Raw genomic sequence first — 15,584 nt, forward strand, 5'->3', positions numbered from 1 at the left:
CGAAGAGGCCCGCACATGCGGGCCTTTTTTCTGGCCAAGGAAAGCCGATGATCCAGTTGCGTTTCGAATCGACCCTGCCAGTTCCGCCGGAGATCGCCTGGGGCTGGATCACCGAGGTGCACAGCCTGCGCCAGGAGATGCGGCCCTGGCTGTGGATGAGCATCCCCCTCGGCCTGCGCAACCTGCAGGACGTGCAGGTGCCGCCCGGCACCCCGCTGTTCACCAGCCAGCTGTGGCTGTTCGGCGTGCTGCCGCTGGGCACTTCGAAGCTGACCCTGCTGGCGCTCGAGCCCGGCAAGGGCTTCGTCGAGCAATCACCGATGACCGGCATGCGCCTGTGGCGCCACGAACGCAGCCTGCAGCCGCTGCAAGGCGGCACCCGCGTGGTCGACCAGCTGACGGTCGATCCGCTGCTGCCGGACTTCATCGTGCGTGCCTTTCTGCAGCTGTTCTTCTCCAGCCGCCACCGCGTGCTGCGCCGCCGCGCCGCTCGCCAGGCGCGCTGAGCCAAGGAGCGACCCCGTGGACGTGAGCAAGACCAAGACCAGTTTCTACCGCCGCCTGTACGTGGCCTGGCTGATCGACAGCGGCGGCGCCACCAGCGTGCCAGCCCTGATGAGCGCCACCGGCATGCCCCGGCGCACCGCCCAGGACACCCTGGCGGCGCTGGCCGAGCTGGATATCCTCTGCGACTTCGTCCAGCACGACGGCGAACGCAACAATGCCGGTCATTACCTGATACGCGAGTGGGGGCCGATCGACCGCAGCTGGGTCGAGGCCAATCTGGCGCAGATCAAGGCGCTGCTCGGCTACCCCTGAGGCATCCCGCGCCGCTACCGGCGAGCGGCGCCACCCACTTCAGCCACTCGGTCGCGCTGCCTGACTCAACGCGTACTCGCATCCAACTCCAGATAGCCGGCGCTACGCCGCCTTCAGGTATTTCTCGCGCCCTCGCAAAAACTTGTACAAATCAATTTTATTGTACAACTCCGCATTCCGGTGTTTACTTGTACAACCGATAAGCCTTGTACAAGTTTTCAATGGGAGGTGCGCATGGGTGATCGTCTCAAGCTCGGCATCAGCGCCTGCCTGCTCGGCGAGCGGGTGCGCTACAACGGCGGCCACAAGCGCTCCGCCTTGTGCACCGAGGTCCTGGCCGAACACTTCGAACTGGTGCCGGTCTGCCCGGAAACGGCCATCGGCCTGAGCACTCCGCGCCCGACGATCCGCCTGATCGGCGATGCCGATGCACCGCGCGCGGTGGTTCCCCAGGAACAGAACCGCGACCTGACCGCCGAGCTGCGCGCGCAAGGCGACCGCGTCGCCCGCGAGCGGGATGACATCAGCGGCTTCGTGCTGATGCACAAGTCGCCGTCCTGCGGCCTGCACCGGGTCAAGCTGTACCGCGACAACGGCCACTTGGCCGAGGCGTCTACCCGCGGCGTGTTTGCCGCCCGCCTGCACCAGCTGCGCCCGGAACTGCCGCTGGAAGACGAAGGCCGCCTGCACGACCCGGTGCTGCGCGAGAACTTCCTCAACCGGGTGTTCGTCTACGGCCGCTGGCAGCGCCTGCTCGCCGCCGGTCTGAGCCAGCAGGGCCTGCTCGACTTCCACGCCCGCCACAAGTACCTGCTGATGGCGACCCACCCGCAGCAGCAGAAGGCCCTCGGCCGACTGCTCAGCAACCTCGCCAACCAGGATCTGGCCGACCTGGCGCCGCGCTACTTCCGCCAGCTGATGGCCGCGCTCAGCCGCCCGGCCACCCGCGGCACCCACAGCAATGTGCTGCAGCACCTCAGCGGTCATCTCAAGCAGCACCTCGGCGATGCCGAGCGCAGCGAGCTGCAGAAGCTGATCGAGCAGTACCGCACCGGGGTCATCCCCCTGGTGGTACCGCTGACCCTGCTGCGCCACCACTTCAATCGTCATCCGGATGCCTACGTGGCCAATCAGGACTACCTGCAGCCGTACCCGGACGATCTCAGCCTGAGGAATGCGATTTGAGCGACACCCCCGTCGACTACCCCAGTGCCCTGGCCCTGGGCTACCTGCCGATCCGCGACGTGGCCCGTGCCACCGGCGTCAACCCGGTGACCCTGCGCGCCTGGGAGCGGCGCTACGGCCTGGTGGTGCCCTTCCGCACGCCCAAGGGCCATCGCCTGTATGCGCCGGAGCAGGTGCAACGCATCCAGCAGGTGCTGACCTGGCTCAACCGCGGCGTCGCCGTCGGCCAGGTCAAGGAGCTGCTGGAGCAGAGCACACCGCCGGAAACCCTCGGCAACGGCGTGTGGGACGAACTGCGCCAGGCCATGCTGAATAGCGTGGCGCGCCAGGCCGAACGCAGCCTGGACGAGGCCTTCAACCGCGCCCAGTCGCTGTACCCGCCGCAGATCCTCTGCAGCCAGCTGCTCCTGCCGCTGCTGGCCGAGCTGGACCGGCGCTGGCGCGACCTGCCGTTCGGCGCCCAGCTGGAGCAGGTGTTCTTCCACTCCTGGCTGCGCAGCAAGCTCGGCGCGCGCCTGTACCACGACAATCGCCAGTACAACGGCGCACCGCTGCTGCTGGCCAGCCAGTCCGGCCTGTACCTGGAGCCCGGCCTGTGGCTGTGCGCCTGGCTGATCAACAGTGCAGGCTGCCCGGTGCAGGTGCTGGACTGGGCGGTGCCGACCAGCGAACTGGTGCAGGCGGTGGACCATATCGCCCCGCGCGCCCTGCTGCTGTATTCCAGCCAGGCCCTGGCCGCGCCGCTGCGCCATCAGCTGCCGCGCCTGCTCGAGGCCTGCGCCATCCCCGTGCTGCTGACCGGCCCGGCCGCCACCATCCATGCCGAGGAGCTGCACGGTCTGCACCTGGCCGCCGACCCGCTGCTGGCCGAGCAATGCCTGCGCCAGCTGGGCCTGCTGGAGGACGCGCCGTGCGCCAGCTGATCTGGCTGCGCAGCGACCTGCGCGTAGCGGACAACACCGCGTTGGCCGCCGCCATGGCGGCCGGCCCGACCCTGGCGGTGTACCTGATCAGCCCCGAACAGTGGCGCGAGCACGACGACGCGCCCTGCAAGGTCGACTTCTGGCTGCGCAACCTAGCCGAGTTGCAGCCACGCCTGGCCGAGCTCAACGTGCCGCTGCTGGTCCGCGTGGCAGCGCACTGGCGCGACGCTCCCGCAGTACTGGCCGAGCTGTGCCGCGAGCACGCCATCAGCGGGGTGTGGGTCAACGAGGAATACGGCATCCACGAGCAGGACCGCGACCAGGCGGTGGAGCGCGAGCTGAGCCGTCATGGCGTGGCCTTCCACCCTCTTCTGGACCAGCTGTTCTTCCGCCCCGGCAGCGTGCTGGCCAAGTCCGGCGGCTATTTCCAGGTGTTCAGCCAGTTCCGCAAGGTCTGCTACCAGCGCCTGCACAGCGCCCTGCCGGCACTGGTGCCGCGGCCGGCGCGCCAGCAGCCGCTGGAGATCGCCAGCGATGCCATTCCCGGCGCGATCGCAGGCTTCGCCACACCGGACGCCAGCCTGCGCGAATACTGGCCGGCCGGCGAGGAAGCGGCGCGCGAGCGCCTGGCCCTGTTCGCCGACGAGCTGCTGAGCTGGTACCAGCAGCGCCGCGATATTCCCGCCGTGGACGGCACCAGCCAGCTGTCGCCGTACCTGGCCTGCGGCGCGATCTCGCCACGCCAGTGCCTGCACGCCGCACTGCGGCGCAACCAGGGCGAGTTCGAGACCGGCAACCCCGGCGCCGTCACCTGGATCAACGAGCTGCTCTGGCGCGAGTTCTACAAGCACATCCTGGTCGGCTATCCGCGGGTGTCGCGCCACCGCGCCTTCCGCCAGGAGACCGAGGCGCTGCGCTGGCGCCACGCCCCGGCCGAGCTGGCCGCCTGGCAGCAGGGCCGCACCGGCATCCCGCTGGTCGACGCCGCCATGCGCCAGCTGCTGGCCACCGGCTGGATGCACAACCGCCTGCGCATGGTGGTGGCGATGTTCCTGACCAAAAACCTGCTGATCGACTGGCGCGAGGGCGAGCGCTGGTTCATGCGCCACCTGATCGACGGCGACCTGGCCGCCAACAACGGCGGCTGGCAGTGGAGCGCCTCCACCGGCACCGACGCGGCGCCCTACTTCCGCATCTTCAACCCGGTCAGCCAGTCGCAGAAGTTCGACCCGGACGGCCGCTTCATCCGCCGCTGGGTGCCGGAACTGGCGCAGCTGGACAGCCGCGACATCCACGATCCATCCGCCCGTGGCGGCCTGTTTGCGCTGCCCGGCTATCCGGCGCCGCTGGTCGACCTCGGTGCCTCCCGCGAACGCGCCCTGGCCGCGTTCCGCGACCTGCCCAAGGTGAGCGGCGATGAGTGACTTCCTGCGCGACTTCGCCCAGCGCTTCGCCGCCCTGGACGCCGACAACCTGCGGCGGCTCGGCGAGCTGTACAGCGACGACATCCTGTTCCGCGACCCGCTGCACGAGGTGCGCGGCCTGCCCGCGCTGCGCACCTACTTCGCCGAGCTGTATGCCAACGTGCGGGAACTGCACTTCGAGTTCCACGGCTTCGATCAGGTCGCCGACGGCGAGGGCTACCTGCGCTGGACCATGACCTTCCGCCACCCGCGCCTGCGCGGCGGCGCGCCTATCGCCGTGGATGGCTGCTCGCACCTGCTGTGGTGGGATAAGGTCTACCAGCACCGCGACTACTTCGACGCCGGCGCGATGCTCTACGAGCATCTGCCACTCATGGGCCGGGTCATCGCCTGGCTCAAGCGGAGGCTGGCATGAGCCGGCGCATCTGGCTCACCGGCGCCAGCAGCGGCATCGGCGCGGCGCTGGCCGAACTGCTGCTGCAGCGCGGCGAACGCCTGGCCCTGAGCGCGCGCAACGCCGAGGCGCTGGCGGCCATCGCCCAGCGCTACCCGCAACAGGTGCTGCTGGTGCCCGGCGACCTAGGTGACGCCGACCAGGTGCGCCTGATCGGCGAACGCATCGCCCAACGCTGGGGCGCCCTGGACCAGGTGATACTCAACGCCGGCACCTGCGAATACATCGACGCCGCGCATTTCGACGCCGCCCTGGTGGAACGGGTGATGCGCGGCAACCTGCTGTCCGCCGCCTACTGCATCGAGGCCGCCCTGCCGCTGCTGCGCCTGGGCCAGACCCCGCACCTTGTGCTGATGGGCAGCTCCGTGACGCACCTGGCCCTGCCGCGTGCCGGTGCCTATGGCGCATCCAAGGCCGCGCTGCGCTACCTGGCCGAGTCCCTGCGCCTGGACCTCCCGGAGATCGACATCACCCTGGTCAGCCCCGGCTTCGTCGACACCCCGCTGACCCGCCGCAACGACTTCCCCATGCCGATGCTGTGGCCGGTCGAACGCGCCGCCCGACACATCGCCACGCGCCTCGAGCGGCGCCCGCTGGAGCTCGCCTTCCCCGGCCTGTTCATCGGCGCCCTGCGCCTGCTCGCCCACCTACCCGCCCGCCTGCGCCTGGCCCTCGGCCGCTACCTCGCCCGCAAGGAATCCGTATGAAAATCGCCATCGTCGGCAGTGGTATTTCCGGCCTCACCTGCGCCTACCTGCTGCAGCGCCAGCACGAGGTCACGGTGTTCGAGGCGGGCGACTGGATCGGCGGCCACACCCACACGGTCGACGTGCAGCTGGAGGGGCGTGGCTACGCCATCGACACCGGCTTCATCGTGTTCAACGATTGGACCTACCCCAACTTCATCCGCCTTCTGGACCAGTTGGGGGTTGCCTCGAAACCTACCGAGATGAGCTTCTCGGTGCACGACCCGGTGAGCGGCGACGAATACAACGGCAACAACCTCAACAGCCTGTTCGCCCGCCGCCGCAACCTGCTCAGCCCAGCGTTCTGGGGCATGCTGAGCGACATCCTGCGCTTCAATCGCGAAGCGCTGGCCGACTTGGCGGCGAGCCGCATCGCCGGCGACACCACCCTGGGCGAGTACCTCCGGCAGAACGGTTACGGCCAGCGCTTCATCCAGCACTACATCGTGCCGATGGGCGCGGCCATCTGGTCCATGTCGCTGCAGGACATGCTCGGTTTCCCCCTGCAGTTCTTCGTGCGCTTCTGCAAGAACCACGGCCTGCTGTCGGTCAACCATCGGCCGCAGTGGCGGGTCATCCAGGGCGGCTCGCGCAGCTACGTGGAACCGCTGACCCGCGGCTTCGCCGAGCGCATCCGCCTGAACTGCCCGGTGCAGCGCGTGCAGCGCGACGCCGAGGGCATCACCGTGCACAGCCCGGCAGGCATCGAACGCTTCGACCGCATCGTCTTCGCCTGCCACAGCGATCAGGCCCTGAAGCTGCTGGCCTCGCCGACCCTGGCCGAGCGCGCCATCCTCGGCGACCTGCGCTATGCCGACAACGAGGTGGTGCTGCACACCGACACCCGCCTGCTGCCACGCCGCAAGCTGGCCTGGGCCAGCTGGAACTACCGCCTCGGCGGCCCCGCCGAACAGCCGGCGGCGGTGACCTACAACATGAACATCCTGCAGGGCATCAAGGCGCCACGGACCTTCTGCGTCAGCCTCAACCAGACCGCCGCCATCGACCCGGCGCAGATCCTCGGGCGCTACCGCTACGCCCATCCGCAATACAGCCTGGCCGGCCTGCGCGCCCAGGAGCGCTGGCGCGAGCTGCACGGCATGCACCACACCTACTTCTGTGGTGCCTACTGGGCCAATGGCTTCCATGAAGACGGCGTGGTCAGCGCGTTGCGCGTGGCCGAAGCCTTCGGTGAGCGCCTGTGAACAGCGCGCTCTACCAGGGCTGGGTCAGCCACCGCCGGCACCTGCCGCGCGGCCATGGCTTCCGCTATCGTATCGGCCTGCTCTATCTGGACCTGGCCGAACAGGACGCCGTGCTGGCGCTCTCGCCCCTGGCCGGTCGCTCGCGCTGGGCGCCCTTCGCCTTTCGCGAGAGCGATTACCTGCCGCACCTCACCGGCACCGGTCTGGCGCTGCAGCAGGCGGTTCGCCAGTGCGTCGAACAGGCCCTCGGCCATGCACCGCAAGGTCGCATCTGCCTGCTGACCCAGCCGCGCAGCTGGGGCCTGGCCTTCAACCCGGCCAGCTTCTTCTACTGCTTCGAGGCAGACGGGCGCCTGGCGGCGATCCTCTGCGAGGTGAGCAATACGCCCTGGCGCCAGCGCTATCACTACGTGCTGCCGGCGCATGCCGAGGGCGAGTCGCGGCAACGGGTGGCCAAGGCCTTCCACGTCTCGCCCTTCCTGCCCCGCGACGTGGAGTACCGCATGCGCTTCGCCCCGCCCGGCGAGCACCTGCGTATCCACATGGAGGACTGGCAGGGCGCGGACCGGCTGTTCGAGGCCGGCCTCGGCCTGGGCCGCGTCGAGCTGAGCCGCACTAGCCTGCACCGCCACCTGCTGAGTTTCCCCTGGATGACGGCCAAGACCCTGCTGGCCATCTATTGGCAGGCCCTGCGCCTGCTGCTCAAGCGCATGCCGCTGTTCGACCACCGCGCCGCGGATGACGAGCGCCCCACCGCCTTACTGGAGCCCCGCCATGAAGAGTCCTGACCTGATATCCGCCAAGAGCACCGTACGCAGCAGCAACGGCCTGGGCGCCGGGCTGCTGCGCCGCCTGGTACTGCGCCAGCTCGGCCAGTTGCGCCACGGCCGCCTCAGCGTGCTGGAGAACGGCGAACGCCTGGAGTTCGGCCGGGACGGCGCCAGCCTGCACGCCGAGATCGAGGTGCTCGATCCGGCGCTGTGGGCATTGGTGGCGGGCAACGGCTCGATCGGCTCGGGCGAGGCCTATATCCATGGCTACTGGAGCAGCCCGGACCTGACCGCGGTGATCCGCCTGTTCGTCGCCAACCTCGATGTGCTGGACGGCATGGAGCGTGGCCTGGCCTTGCTCTTCGGCCGCCCGCTGATGCAGGGTCTGCACTGGCTCAACCGCAACACCCGCGCGGGCTCGCGACGCAACATCGCCGCCCACTACGACCTCGGCAACCAGTTGTTCGAGCAGATGCTCGACCCGACCATGATGTACTCGGCGGCCATGTTCGAAGGCGCCGACGATAGCCTGGAACAGGCCCAGCTGAACAAGCTCGAGCGCATCTGCCAGAAGCTCGCCCTGCGCCCCGAGGACCACCTGCTGGAAATCGGCACAGGCTGGGGCAGCATGGCCATCTACGCCGCCACCCACTATGGCTGCCGAGTGACCACCACCACCCTGTCGCGCGAGCAGTACGACTACACCCGCCAGCGCATCGAGGAACAAGGGCTGCAGCAGCGCGTCACCCTGCTGCTGCAGGACTACCGTGACCTCCAAGGCCAGTACGACAAGCTGGTGTCCATCGAGATGGTCGAGGCCGTCGGCCATCGCTACCTGCCCGATTATTTCCGCCAGTGCAGCCGCCTGCTCAAGGCCGACGGGCTGATGCTGCTGCAGAGCATCACCATCCGCGACCAGCGCTACGAGCAGGCGTGCCGCTCGGTGGACTTTATCCAGCGCTACATCTTCCCCGGCGGCGCCCTGCCCTCGGTGCACAAGCTGCTGCAGGTGGTGACCGCCGAGACGGACATGAACCTGCACCACATGGAGGACTTCGGCCTGCACTACGCGCGCACCCTGCGCCTGTGGCACGACAACCTGCGCCGCGCCCGCCACCAGCTGGAGCAGCTGGGCTACGACCAGTACTTCTACCGGCTGTGGGAGTTCTACCTGTGCTACTGCGAGGGCGGCTTCCTCGAACGCAGCATCGGCACCGCCCAGCTGCTGCTGGCCAAGGAGGCCGCGCGCCCGGCGCCGCTGCTCGGCCGCTTCAGCGCCTGAGTCTCCTCCCCTCTCCCTCTGGGAGAGGGGCTGGGGTGAGGGCAGTCACTCGAACTTTTCCGGCCTACTTGCATGCGCCCAACCCACTCGCTGCTGCTCAACGCACTGCTGTTCCAGCTCGGCTGGCTGGTCTGCGTGTTCGGCGCCCAGCAGCCCTGGCTGCTGTCGCTCGCCGCGCTCTGTCTGGCCGTGCATCTGCGCCTGCTGGCCCACCCCGGCGAGTGGCGCGGACTGCTCGCCGTGACGCTGTTCGGCTGCGCCCTGGACAGCGCCCTGCTCAACCTCGGCGTGTTCGACTTCGCTGGCGCAAGCCTCCTGCTGCCGGCCTGGCTTGCCCTGCTCTGGGCGCTATTCGCCAGCACCCTCAGGCACAGCCTGGCCTGGACCGCGCGCCCCTGGTGGCTGGGCAGCCTGCTCGGCGCCGTGGGCGCTCCGCTGTCCTATCTCGGCGGCGCACGGCTGGCGGGCGTCGAGCTGCCGCTGGGGCTGTGGCCGACCCTGCTCCTGCTCGGCGCGATCTGGGCCGCAGTCATGCCGCTGGCACACTGGATGATGGGCAGACCGAGACCTGCCTGAGGCACGCCGGTCGGTCAGGCGAGCCACCCGCGGCGACCTGCCGTACACTGCGCGCCATGAGCACCATCCCCCACCTCCAGCTTCCCACCGCCGACATCAGCTGCAGCAACTGCGCCGCCTGCTGCTGCCAGCTGGAAGTGATGCTGATCACCGATACCGGCGTGCCGCAGCGCTTCATCGACACCGACGACTGGGGCGGCGAAGTGATGCGTCGCCTGGACGATGGTTGGTGCGCGGCGCTGGACCGCGACAGCATGCGCTGCACCATCTACGAGGTGCGCCCGCTGATCTGCCGCGAGTTCGAGATGGGCTCGCCGGAATGCCGTGACGAGCGCGGCGGCATGAACGGCATCTACCGCTAGCGAACGGGCATGAAAAAGCCGGGCACCAGGCCCGGCTTTTTTGCATCCATTTCAGAGTCTGCTTACGAACTTTTGAGCTAGAGCCAGGCAAGGCGAAATTGGGTGAGGGCCGGTCGGAGTCGCGGGCGACTTTACGAGGTGTAAATGAGCAGCCCGATCCCAATTTCAACGCAGCATGGCCGACGATCAAGAGATCGTAGGCAGGCTCTTAGAAGCTGGTGCGGTAATGCAGGGTATAGGCCTCCACCCCATCGTTTGGCTGCTTGATACCGGCGTTGGAGTAGTGGATCGCACGGATACCGACTTCCTGGCCGGAGAAGCGCAGGCCGAGGCCGATGCGGTCTTCGAACTGGAAGGAGGAGCCCAGGTCGTTGTCTTCCAGCTCGGTATTGGCGAAGGCCGCGACGCCGATGCCGGCCTCGACGTAAGGCTTGACCGTCTCGCCGGCGAATTCGTAGACGAATACCGGAGTGAAGGACAGGCTGTGGTTGCTGGAGGTTTCGTCACCCTCCCAGTAGGTGTAGCCGGCGTCCCAGTAGCCGGTCAGGCGACCGACGTCGCTCTGCCACCAGCTCTTGTCCCAGTCCCACTGGGCACCCAGGCGATAGACCATGGTGGAATCGCCGCTCTGGCCGACGGCGGCGGTGAAGTCGACGGCCTGCGCGGACAGGCTGCTCAAACCGAGGGCTGCTGCCGCGGCCAGGGAAAGTATCTGCTTCATACACAACATCCTGTTAGCGATGGAGGTGGGAAATTTTACTGTCTCGCAGTATAGGAAAAATTCTTATTAGAGAAAGGTACAACCCCGCTCAAAAAGTATTGATCCCTATCACACAGGGAGCGCCTCCACCGCTGCGAGTTCCAACAATAATTTCGGCAGTACCGCCTGCATCGCCACCACGTCGCCACTGCTCCACAGGCGAATGCCCTGGGCCGGCCCCGAGGCGCGCAGGCCGCGCTGGTCGAGCAGCGATTGCAGGTGGCGCGCCACCGCCGCACCGGTGTCCACCAGGCTGATCGATTCCGGCACCAGCTCACGCAGCAGCGGCTTGATGAAGGGATAGTGGGTGCAGCCGAGAATCAGCGTGTCGCAGCCCTCCTCCAGCAAGGGTTCGACCCAACCACGCAACAACTCGCGGGTGCGCGGCGCCTCCAGTTCACCGGCCTCGATCTGCTCGACCAGCCCCGGGCAGGGCTGAGTGATCACCCGCACGTCGCTGGCGAAGCGATCGAGCAGCGCGGCGAACTTGGCGCTCTTCAGGGTGCCGGTAGTGGCCAGCACGCCGACCACGCCGCTGCGGGTGGCAGCGGCCGCCGGCTTCACCGCCGGCTCCATGCCGACGATGGGCAACTCGGGATAGCGCTCGCGCAGGTCGGCCACCGCCGCGGCAGTCGCCGTGTTGCAGGCCAGCACCAGCGCCTTGGCGCCCTCCCCGAGAAGAAACTCGGCGATACGCTGGCTCCTCTCGCGGATAAATTCCGGGGTTTTCTCGCCGTAGGGCACGTGACCGCTGTCGGCCACATACAGCAGCGACTCGTCCGGCAGCCGCGCGCGGATCTCGCGCAGCACCGAGAGGCCGCCGACGCCGGAGTCGAACACGCCGATGGGCGCCTGGCTCATACGCGTGCTCCACACACCGAACATTCGGGATCGCGCTTGACCCGCAGCTCACGGAAGCGCGAGCCGAGGGCGTCGATCAGCAACAGGCGGCCCACCAGCGGCTCGCCGAAACCGACCAGCAGCTTGAGCGCCTCCAGCGCCTGCAGGCTGCCAACTAGGCCCACCAGCGGACCGACCACGCCGGCCTCGCTGCAGGTCAGCTCGGCCTCGCTGCCATGGCCGTACAGGCAGTGGTAGCAAGGGCTGGCCGCATCGCGCGAGTCGAACACCGCGAGCTGGCCCTCCAGGCGAATCGCCGCGCCGGACACCAGCGGCCGACCGGCGGCCACGCAGGCGGCATTGACCGCCTCGCGGGTGGTGAAGTTGTCGCTGCAGTCCAGCACCAGATCCACCGCCGCCACGGCAGCGGCCAGGGAGTCCTCGTCCAGCGCAGCACGGTGCGGCACGAGCCTGATCTGCGGGTTGATGGCCATGAGGCGGACGATGGCCGAGTCGACCTTGGCCACACCGATCTGCTCACTGTCGTGGATGATCTGCCGCTGCAGATTGGTCAGCTCGACCCTGTCGAAGTCGGCCAGGTGCAGCTCGCCGACGCCGGCGGCCGCCAGGTACAGGGCCACCGGCGAACCCAGACCACCGAGGCCGGCGATCAGCACACGGCTCTGCTTCAGCCTGAGCTGCCCGGCCACGTCGATCTGCGGCAGCAGGATCTGCCGGCTGTAGCGCAGCAGCTCGTCGTCGTTCAGTTCCAGGCTCATGCCGACCATTGCCCCAGGGAAATACGTTCGTGGCCGCCGAGGTCGCGGCGGCTTTCCACGGCAGCGAAGCCTGCCGCACTCAGCAGCCCGCGCACCGCCTCGGCCTGATCATAGCCGTGCTCCAGCAGCAGCCAGCCACCGGCTTCGAGATGCTGCGGCGCCTGCGCGACTATCTGGCGAATATCGTCCAGGCCATCGGCACCGGCCACCAGGGCGCTCATCGGCTCGAAGCGCACATCGCCCTCGCCCAGATGGCGATCCGCAGCCGCAATGTAAGGTGGATTGCTGACGATCAGGTCGAAGCGCTCGCCGGCCAGCGCATCGAACCAACTGCTCAGGCGGAACTCGGCATTGCTCAATTGGAGGCGCTGGCGATTGCGCTCGGCCAGTTCGACCGCCTCGGCGATGCGATCGACACCGGTCACCTTCCAGCCGCCGCGTTCGCTGGCCAAGGCCAGGGCAATGGCGCCGGTGCCGGTGCCCAGGTCGAGTACCCGCCGCGGCGTGGCCGGCGCCAGCTGCAGGGCGCTCTCCACCAGCAGCTCGGTGTCGGGCCGGGGAATCAGGGTGTGTGGCGCCACTTCCAGGTCCAGGCTCCAGAAGCCCTGGTGGCCGAGGATATAGGCCACCGGCTCGCCGTTACGACGGCGTTCGAGCATGGCGGCGAAGGCGGCCAACTGCTCGGCGCCCGGCTCATGCTCGGGCCAGGTGCGCAGGTAGCTGCGCGGCTTGCCCAAAGCGGCGGCCAGCAGCAGCTCGGCATCCAGCCGCGCCGTCGGCGAGTCCGGCAGTGTCGCGCTATCGAGCAGGGATTGGATGGAGGCCATGCACAAGGTCCTATGCCTGTGGCTCCCTCTCCCCTGGGAGAGGGCTGGGGTGAGGGCGTTGCAGGCGACTCGCAGTAGCCTGAAGCCCCTCTCCCCCGGCCCCTCTCCCGGCGGGAGAGGGGTGTCGATCAATCGCCCAGGGCGGCCAGCTGGTCGGCCTGGTATTCCTGCAGCAACGGCTCGATCACCTGTTCCACCGCGCCACCCATCACTTCGTTCAGCGAGTACAGGGTCAGGTTGATGCGGTGGTCGGTGACCCGGCCCTGCGGGAAGTTGTAGGTACGGATGCGCTCGGAACGGTCGCCGGAGCCGACCAGCAGCTTGCGCGTGTCGGAGATTTCCTTGTGCGCGGCGGCGTCCTGCTGGTCCTGCAGCTTGGCCGCCAGCCAAGCCATGGCCTTGGCGCGGTTCTTGTGCTGCGAGCGCTCTTCCTGGCACTCGACCACCATGCCGGTGGGCAGGTGGGTGATGCGGATCGCCGAGTCGGTCTTGTTCACGTGCTGGCCGCCGGCACCGGAGGCACGGTAGGTGTCCACGCGCAGGTCGGCCGGGTTGATCTCGATGGCCATCTGCTCGTCCGGCTCCGGCAACACGGCGACGGTGCAGGCCGAGGTGTGGATGCGGCCCTGGGACTCGGTCTCCGGCACGCGCTGCACGCGGTGGGCGCCGGATTCGAACTTGAGCTTGGCGTAGACGTTGTCGCCCTCGACGCGGCTGATGACCTCTTTATAGCCACCGTGCTCGCCGATGCTCTCGGAGAGGATCTCGACCCGCCAGCCCTGGCGCTCGGCATAGCGCGAGTACATGCGGAACAGGTCGCCGGAGAAGATCGCCGCCTCGTCGCCACCGGTGCCGGCGCGGATCTCGAGGAATACGTTGCGCCCGTCGTTGGGGTCCTTGGGCAACAGCATGCGCTGCAGGCGGTCTTCCAGCTCGACCAGTGCCTCCTTGGCCTGGGCCACTTCCTCCTCGGCCATCTCGCGCATTTCCGCATCGCCGTCCTTGAGCAGCGCCTGGGCGCCCTCAAGGTCGTCCTGGGTCTTGCGCAGCTCGCGGTAGGCGGCGGTCACCGGCTCTACTTCGGCGTACTCCTTGGAGTAGGCGCGGAAGCGGGTCTGGTCGCTGATCACCTCGGCGTCACCGAGCAGCGCGGTGAGCTCCTCGAAGCGGTCGTGGAGGATGTCGAGTTTCTTCAGCAGGGAGGCTTTCATGTCTTGCTCGGGCCCTCGTCGAGGGCAAACAGTTCCTGGGCCACGGCCAGCGCTTCGAAGCGGCCGTCGGCGGAGATTTTCTTCAGCTGCACGCTGGGCGCGTGCAGCAGCTTGTTGGTCAGGCCGCGGGCCAGCTGGGCCAGGGCCTCGTCGACGCTGCCGCCGTTGGCCAGCAGGCGCTGGGCCTTGGCCAGCTCCTCGTCGCGCAGGCGCTCGGCCTGCTGGCGGTAGGCCTTGAGCACGTCCACGGCGGCCAGCTCACGCAGGCGCTGCATGAAGTCGTCGGCCCCGGCGGTCACCAGATGCTCGGCGGCCTGGGCAGCATCCTGGCGACTCTTGAGGTTCTCCTCGATGACCTCGTGCAGGTCGTCCACCGTATAGAGGTAGACGTCGTCCAGCTCGCCGACTTCCGGTTCGATATCGCGCGGCACGGCGATGTCGACCATGAACATGGGCTTGTGCTTGCGCTGCTTGAGCGCGCGCTCCACCGCGCCCTTGCCGAGGATCGGCAGCTGACTGGCGGTGGAGCTGATAACGATGTCGCTATTGGCCAGCTCCTGGGGAATGTCGGCCAGCAGCACGGCATGCGCGCCGAACTGCTCGGCCAGCTGGCTGGCGCGCTCCAGGGTACGGTTGGCGACCACGATGCGCTTCACGCCCTGGTCATGCAGGTGGCGGGCGACCAGGCTGATGGTCTCGCCAGCGCCGATCAGCAGGGCCTGGCTGCGATGCAGGTCGGCGAAGATCTGCCTGGCCAGGCTGACCGCGGCGAAGGCCACGGAAACCGGGTTCTCGCCGATGGCGGTGTCGGTGCGGACGGTCTTGGCGGTGCTGAAGGTGGCCTGGAACAGGCGGCCGAGCAGCGGGCCGACAGTGCCGGCCTCGCGCGCCACGGCGTAGGCGGATTTCATCTGACCGAGGATCTGCGGCTCGCCGAGGACCATGGAGTCCAGCCCCGAGGCCACGCGCATCATGTGGCGCACGGCGTCGTTGTCCTGGTGCACGTAGGCGCAGGCACGCAGCTCGTCGAGGCTCAGGCGGTGGTAGTCGGCCAGCCAGCGCAGCACCTCGTCGGCGGACAGCTGGTCCTGCTCCAGGTACAGCTCGCTGCGGTTGCAGGTGGAGAGAATCGCCGCCTCGCGACTGGGCGTGACGCGACACAGCTGCTGCAACGCCTCGACCAGCTGCTCGGGGGTAAAGGCCACGCGTTCGCGGACGTCCACCGAGGCGGTCTTGTGGTTGATGCCGAGGGCGAGGAAGGCCATGCAGGGTCGCTAAGGGAATTCTGGATAGCGGGCGATTGTCCTACGTCGCCCATGGGAGAACAACTGGCGCGACAAATTGACCCTCTCGGCAAACCCGCGCGGCGCGGTGGGCTTGCCACCGCTGCTTGTGTCATGATGCAGCCACGCCACGGACCG

General features: G+C 68.2%; 18 protein-coding genes. 12 read left to right on the forward strand and 6 right to left on the reverse strand.

Annotated elements, in window-relative coordinates:
• Positions 1–47 precede the first annotated feature (47 nt).
• The 12 genes from OH686_RS07690 (at position 48) to OH686_RS07745 (ending at position 9,746) form a co-directional block, all read left to right on the forward strand.
• Entirely contained in the window at positions 48–506 is a 459-nt protein-coding gene (locus OH686_RS07690; RefSeq protein ID WP_289537469.1) for an Rv1443c family protein, read from the forward strand.
• 16 nt (positions 507–522) lie between these two features.
• On the forward strand, positions 523–819 hold the full coding sequence (locus OH686_RS07695) for a winged helix-turn-helix domain-containing protein (protein ID WP_289537471.1): 297 nt from the start codon (positions 523–525) through the stop codon (positions 817–819).
• Positions 820–1,053: 234 nt separating this feature from the next.
• On the forward strand, positions 1,054–2,004 hold the full coding sequence (locus OH686_RS07700) for a YbgA family protein (protein ID WP_289537473.1): 951 nt from the start codon (positions 1,054–1,056) through the stop codon (positions 2,002–2,004).
• Positions 2,001–2,927 carry a MerR family transcriptional regulator gene (locus OH686_RS07705; RefSeq protein ID WP_289537476.1) on the forward strand — a complete coding sequence of 309 codons (927 nt, stop codon included), beginning with the start codon at positions 2,001–2,003 and terminating at the stop codon, positions 2,925–2,927. The genes OH686_RS07700 and OH686_RS07705 overlap by 4 nt, the downstream gene beginning before the upstream one ends.
• Positions 2,915–4,351, forward strand: a complete 1,437-nt coding sequence (phrB, locus tag OH686_RS07710; RefSeq protein WP_289537478.1) for a deoxyribodipyrimidine photo-lyase — start codon at positions 2,915–2,917, stop codon at positions 4,349–4,351. Before OH686_RS07705 ends, phrB begins: the two co-directional genes overlap by 13 nt.
• Positions 4,344–4,766: a nuclear transport factor 2 family protein gene (locus tag OH686_RS07715; RefSeq protein WP_289537481.1), complete on the forward strand. Its 423-nt coding sequence runs from the start codon at positions 4,344–4,346 to the stop codon at positions 4,764–4,766. Before phrB ends, OH686_RS07715 begins: the two co-directional genes overlap by 8 nt.
• Entirely contained in the window at positions 4,763–5,512 is a 750-nt protein-coding gene (locus OH686_RS07720; protein ID WP_289537484.1) for an SDR family NAD(P)-dependent oxidoreductase, read from the forward strand. Before OH686_RS07715 ends, OH686_RS07720 begins: the two co-directional genes overlap by 4 nt.
• Complete coding sequence (locus OH686_RS07725) at positions 5,509–6,756, forward strand: NAD(P)/FAD-dependent oxidoreductase (RefSeq protein WP_289537487.1); 1,248 nt, start codon at positions 5,509–5,511, stop codon at positions 6,754–6,756. Before OH686_RS07720 ends, OH686_RS07725 begins: the two co-directional genes overlap by 4 nt.
• Positions 6,753–7,544 (forward strand): DUF1365 domain-containing protein, encoded by a 792-nt coding sequence (locus OH686_RS07730; RefSeq protein WP_137974074.1) that lies wholly within the window; start codon positions 6,753–6,755, stop codon positions 7,542–7,544. The genes OH686_RS07725 and OH686_RS07730 overlap by 4 nt, the downstream gene beginning before the upstream one ends.
• Positions 7,531–8,808, forward strand: a complete 1,278-nt coding sequence (locus tag OH686_RS07735) for an SAM-dependent methyltransferase (RefSeq protein WP_289537491.1) — start codon at positions 7,531–7,533, stop codon at positions 8,806–8,808. Before OH686_RS07730 ends, OH686_RS07735 begins: the two co-directional genes overlap by 14 nt.
• A gap of 72 nt (positions 8,809–8,880) precedes the next feature.
• Positions 8,881–9,384 carry a DUF2878 domain-containing protein gene (locus OH686_RS07740; RefSeq protein ID WP_289537493.1) on the forward strand — a complete coding sequence of 168 codons (504 nt, stop codon included), beginning with the start codon at positions 8,881–8,883 and terminating at the stop codon, positions 9,382–9,384.
• Positions 9,385–9,440: 56 nt separating this feature from the next.
• Positions 9,441–9,746 carry a YkgJ family cysteine cluster protein gene (locus OH686_RS07745; protein ID WP_289537496.1) on the forward strand — a complete coding sequence of 102 codons (306 nt, stop codon included), beginning with the start codon at positions 9,441–9,443 and terminating at the stop codon, positions 9,744–9,746.
• Between the two features lie 208 nt (positions 9,747–9,954).
• Here OH686_RS07745 and OH686_RS07750 read toward each other — a convergent pair whose 3' ends face one another.
• The 6 genes from OH686_RS07750 to hemA all read right to left on the reverse strand — a co-directional run bounded on the left by OH686_RS07750 (position 9,955) and on the right by hemA (position 15,428).
• Positions 9,955–10,467 (reverse strand): acyloxyacyl hydrolase, encoded by a 513-nt coding sequence (locus OH686_RS07750; RefSeq protein WP_289537499.1) that lies wholly within the window; start codon positions 10,465–10,467, stop codon positions 9,955–9,957.
• Positions 10,468–10,575: 108 nt separating this feature from the next.
• Complete coding sequence (gene murI / locus OH686_RS07755; RefSeq protein WP_289537502.1) at positions 10,576–11,367, reverse strand: glutamate racemase; 792 nt, start codon at positions 11,365–11,367, stop codon at positions 10,576–10,578.
• Positions 11,364–12,125: a molybdopterin-synthase adenylyltransferase MoeB gene (locus OH686_RS07760; protein ID WP_289537505.1), complete on the reverse strand. Its 762-nt coding sequence runs from the start codon at positions 12,123–12,125 to the stop codon at positions 11,364–11,366. The genes murI and OH686_RS07760 overlap by 4 nt, the downstream gene beginning before the upstream one ends.
• Complete coding sequence (prmC, locus tag OH686_RS07765) at positions 12,122–12,952, reverse strand: peptide chain release factor N(5)-glutamine methyltransferase (protein ID WP_289537508.1); 831 nt, start codon at positions 12,950–12,952, stop codon at positions 12,122–12,124. Before prmC ends, OH686_RS07760 begins: the two co-directional genes overlap by 4 nt.
• 128 nt (positions 12,953–13,080) lie before the next feature.
• Positions 13,081–14,163, reverse strand: coding sequence for a peptide chain release factor 1 (gene prfA, locus OH686_RS07770; RefSeq protein ID WP_137974066.1), 1,083 nt, complete (start codon positions 14,161–14,163; stop codon positions 13,081–13,083).
• Positions 14,160–15,428, reverse strand: a complete 1,269-nt coding sequence (gene hemA / locus OH686_RS07775) for a glutamyl-tRNA reductase (RefSeq protein ID WP_289537513.1) — start codon at positions 15,426–15,428, stop codon at positions 14,160–14,162. The genes prfA and hemA overlap by 4 nt, the downstream gene beginning before the upstream one ends.
• Positions 15,429–15,584 lie beyond the last annotated feature (156 nt).

This window comes from Pseudomonas sp. SO81 (assembly GCF_030374125.1).
GTDB lineage: Bacteria > Pseudomonadota > Gammaproteobacteria > Pseudomonadales > Pseudomonadaceae > Aquipseudomonas.

Excerpts from the sequence above, each read along its gene's own strand:
- OH686_RS07690 (WP_289537469.1), top strand. The coding sequence starts at position 48 with ATGATCCAGTTGCGTTTCGAATCGACCCTGCCAGTTCCGCCGGAGATC.
- OH686_RS07700 (WP_289537473.1), top strand. The coding sequence starts at position 1,054 with ATGGGTGATCGTCTCAAGCTCGGCATCAGCGCCTGCCTGCTCGGCGAG.
- OH686_RS07715 (WP_289537481.1), top strand. The coding sequence starts at position 4,344 with ATGAGTGACTTCCTGCGCGACTTCGCCCAGCGCTTCGCCGCCCTGGAC.
- OH686_RS07720 (WP_289537484.1), top strand. The coding sequence starts at position 4,763 with ATGAGCCGGCGCATCTGGCTCACCGGCGCCAGCAGCGGCATCGGCGCG.
- OH686_RS07725 (WP_289537487.1), top strand. The coding sequence starts at position 5,509 with ATGAAAATCGCCATCGTCGGCAGTGGTATTTCCGGCCTCACCTGCGCC.
- OH686_RS07735 (WP_289537491.1), top strand. The coding sequence starts at position 7,531 with ATGAAGAGTCCTGACCTGATATCCGCCAAGAGCACCGTACGCAGCAGC.
- OH686_RS07740 (WP_289537493.1), top strand. The coding sequence starts at position 8,881 with ATGCGCCCAACCCACTCGCTGCTGCTCAACGCACTGCTGTTCCAGCTC.
- OH686_RS07745 (WP_289537496.1), top strand. The coding sequence starts at position 9,441 with ATGAGCACCATCCCCCACCTCCAGCTTCCCACCGCCGACATCAGCTGC.
- OH686_RS07750 (WP_289537499.1), bottom strand. The coding sequence starts at position 10,467 with ATGAAGCAGATACTTTCCCTGGCCGCGGCAGCAGCCCTCGGTTTGAGC.
- murI (WP_289537502.1), bottom strand. The coding sequence starts at position 11,367 with ATGAGCCAGGCGCCCATCGGCGTGTTCGACTCCGGCGTCGGCGGCCTC.
- OH686_RS07760 (WP_289537505.1), bottom strand. The coding sequence starts at position 12,125 with ATGAGCCTGGAACTGAACGACGACGAGCTGCTGCGCTACAGCCGGCAG.
- prmC (WP_289537508.1), bottom strand. The coding sequence starts at position 12,952 with ATGGCCTCCATCCAATCCCTGCTCGATAGCGCGACACTGCCGGACTCG.
- prfA (WP_137974066.1), bottom strand. The coding sequence starts at position 14,163 with ATGAAAGCCTCCCTGCTGAAGAAACTCGACATCCTCCACGACCGCTTC.
- hemA (WP_289537513.1), bottom strand. The coding sequence starts at position 15,428 with ATGGCCTTCCTCGCCCTCGGCATCAACCACAAGACCGCCTCGGTGGAC.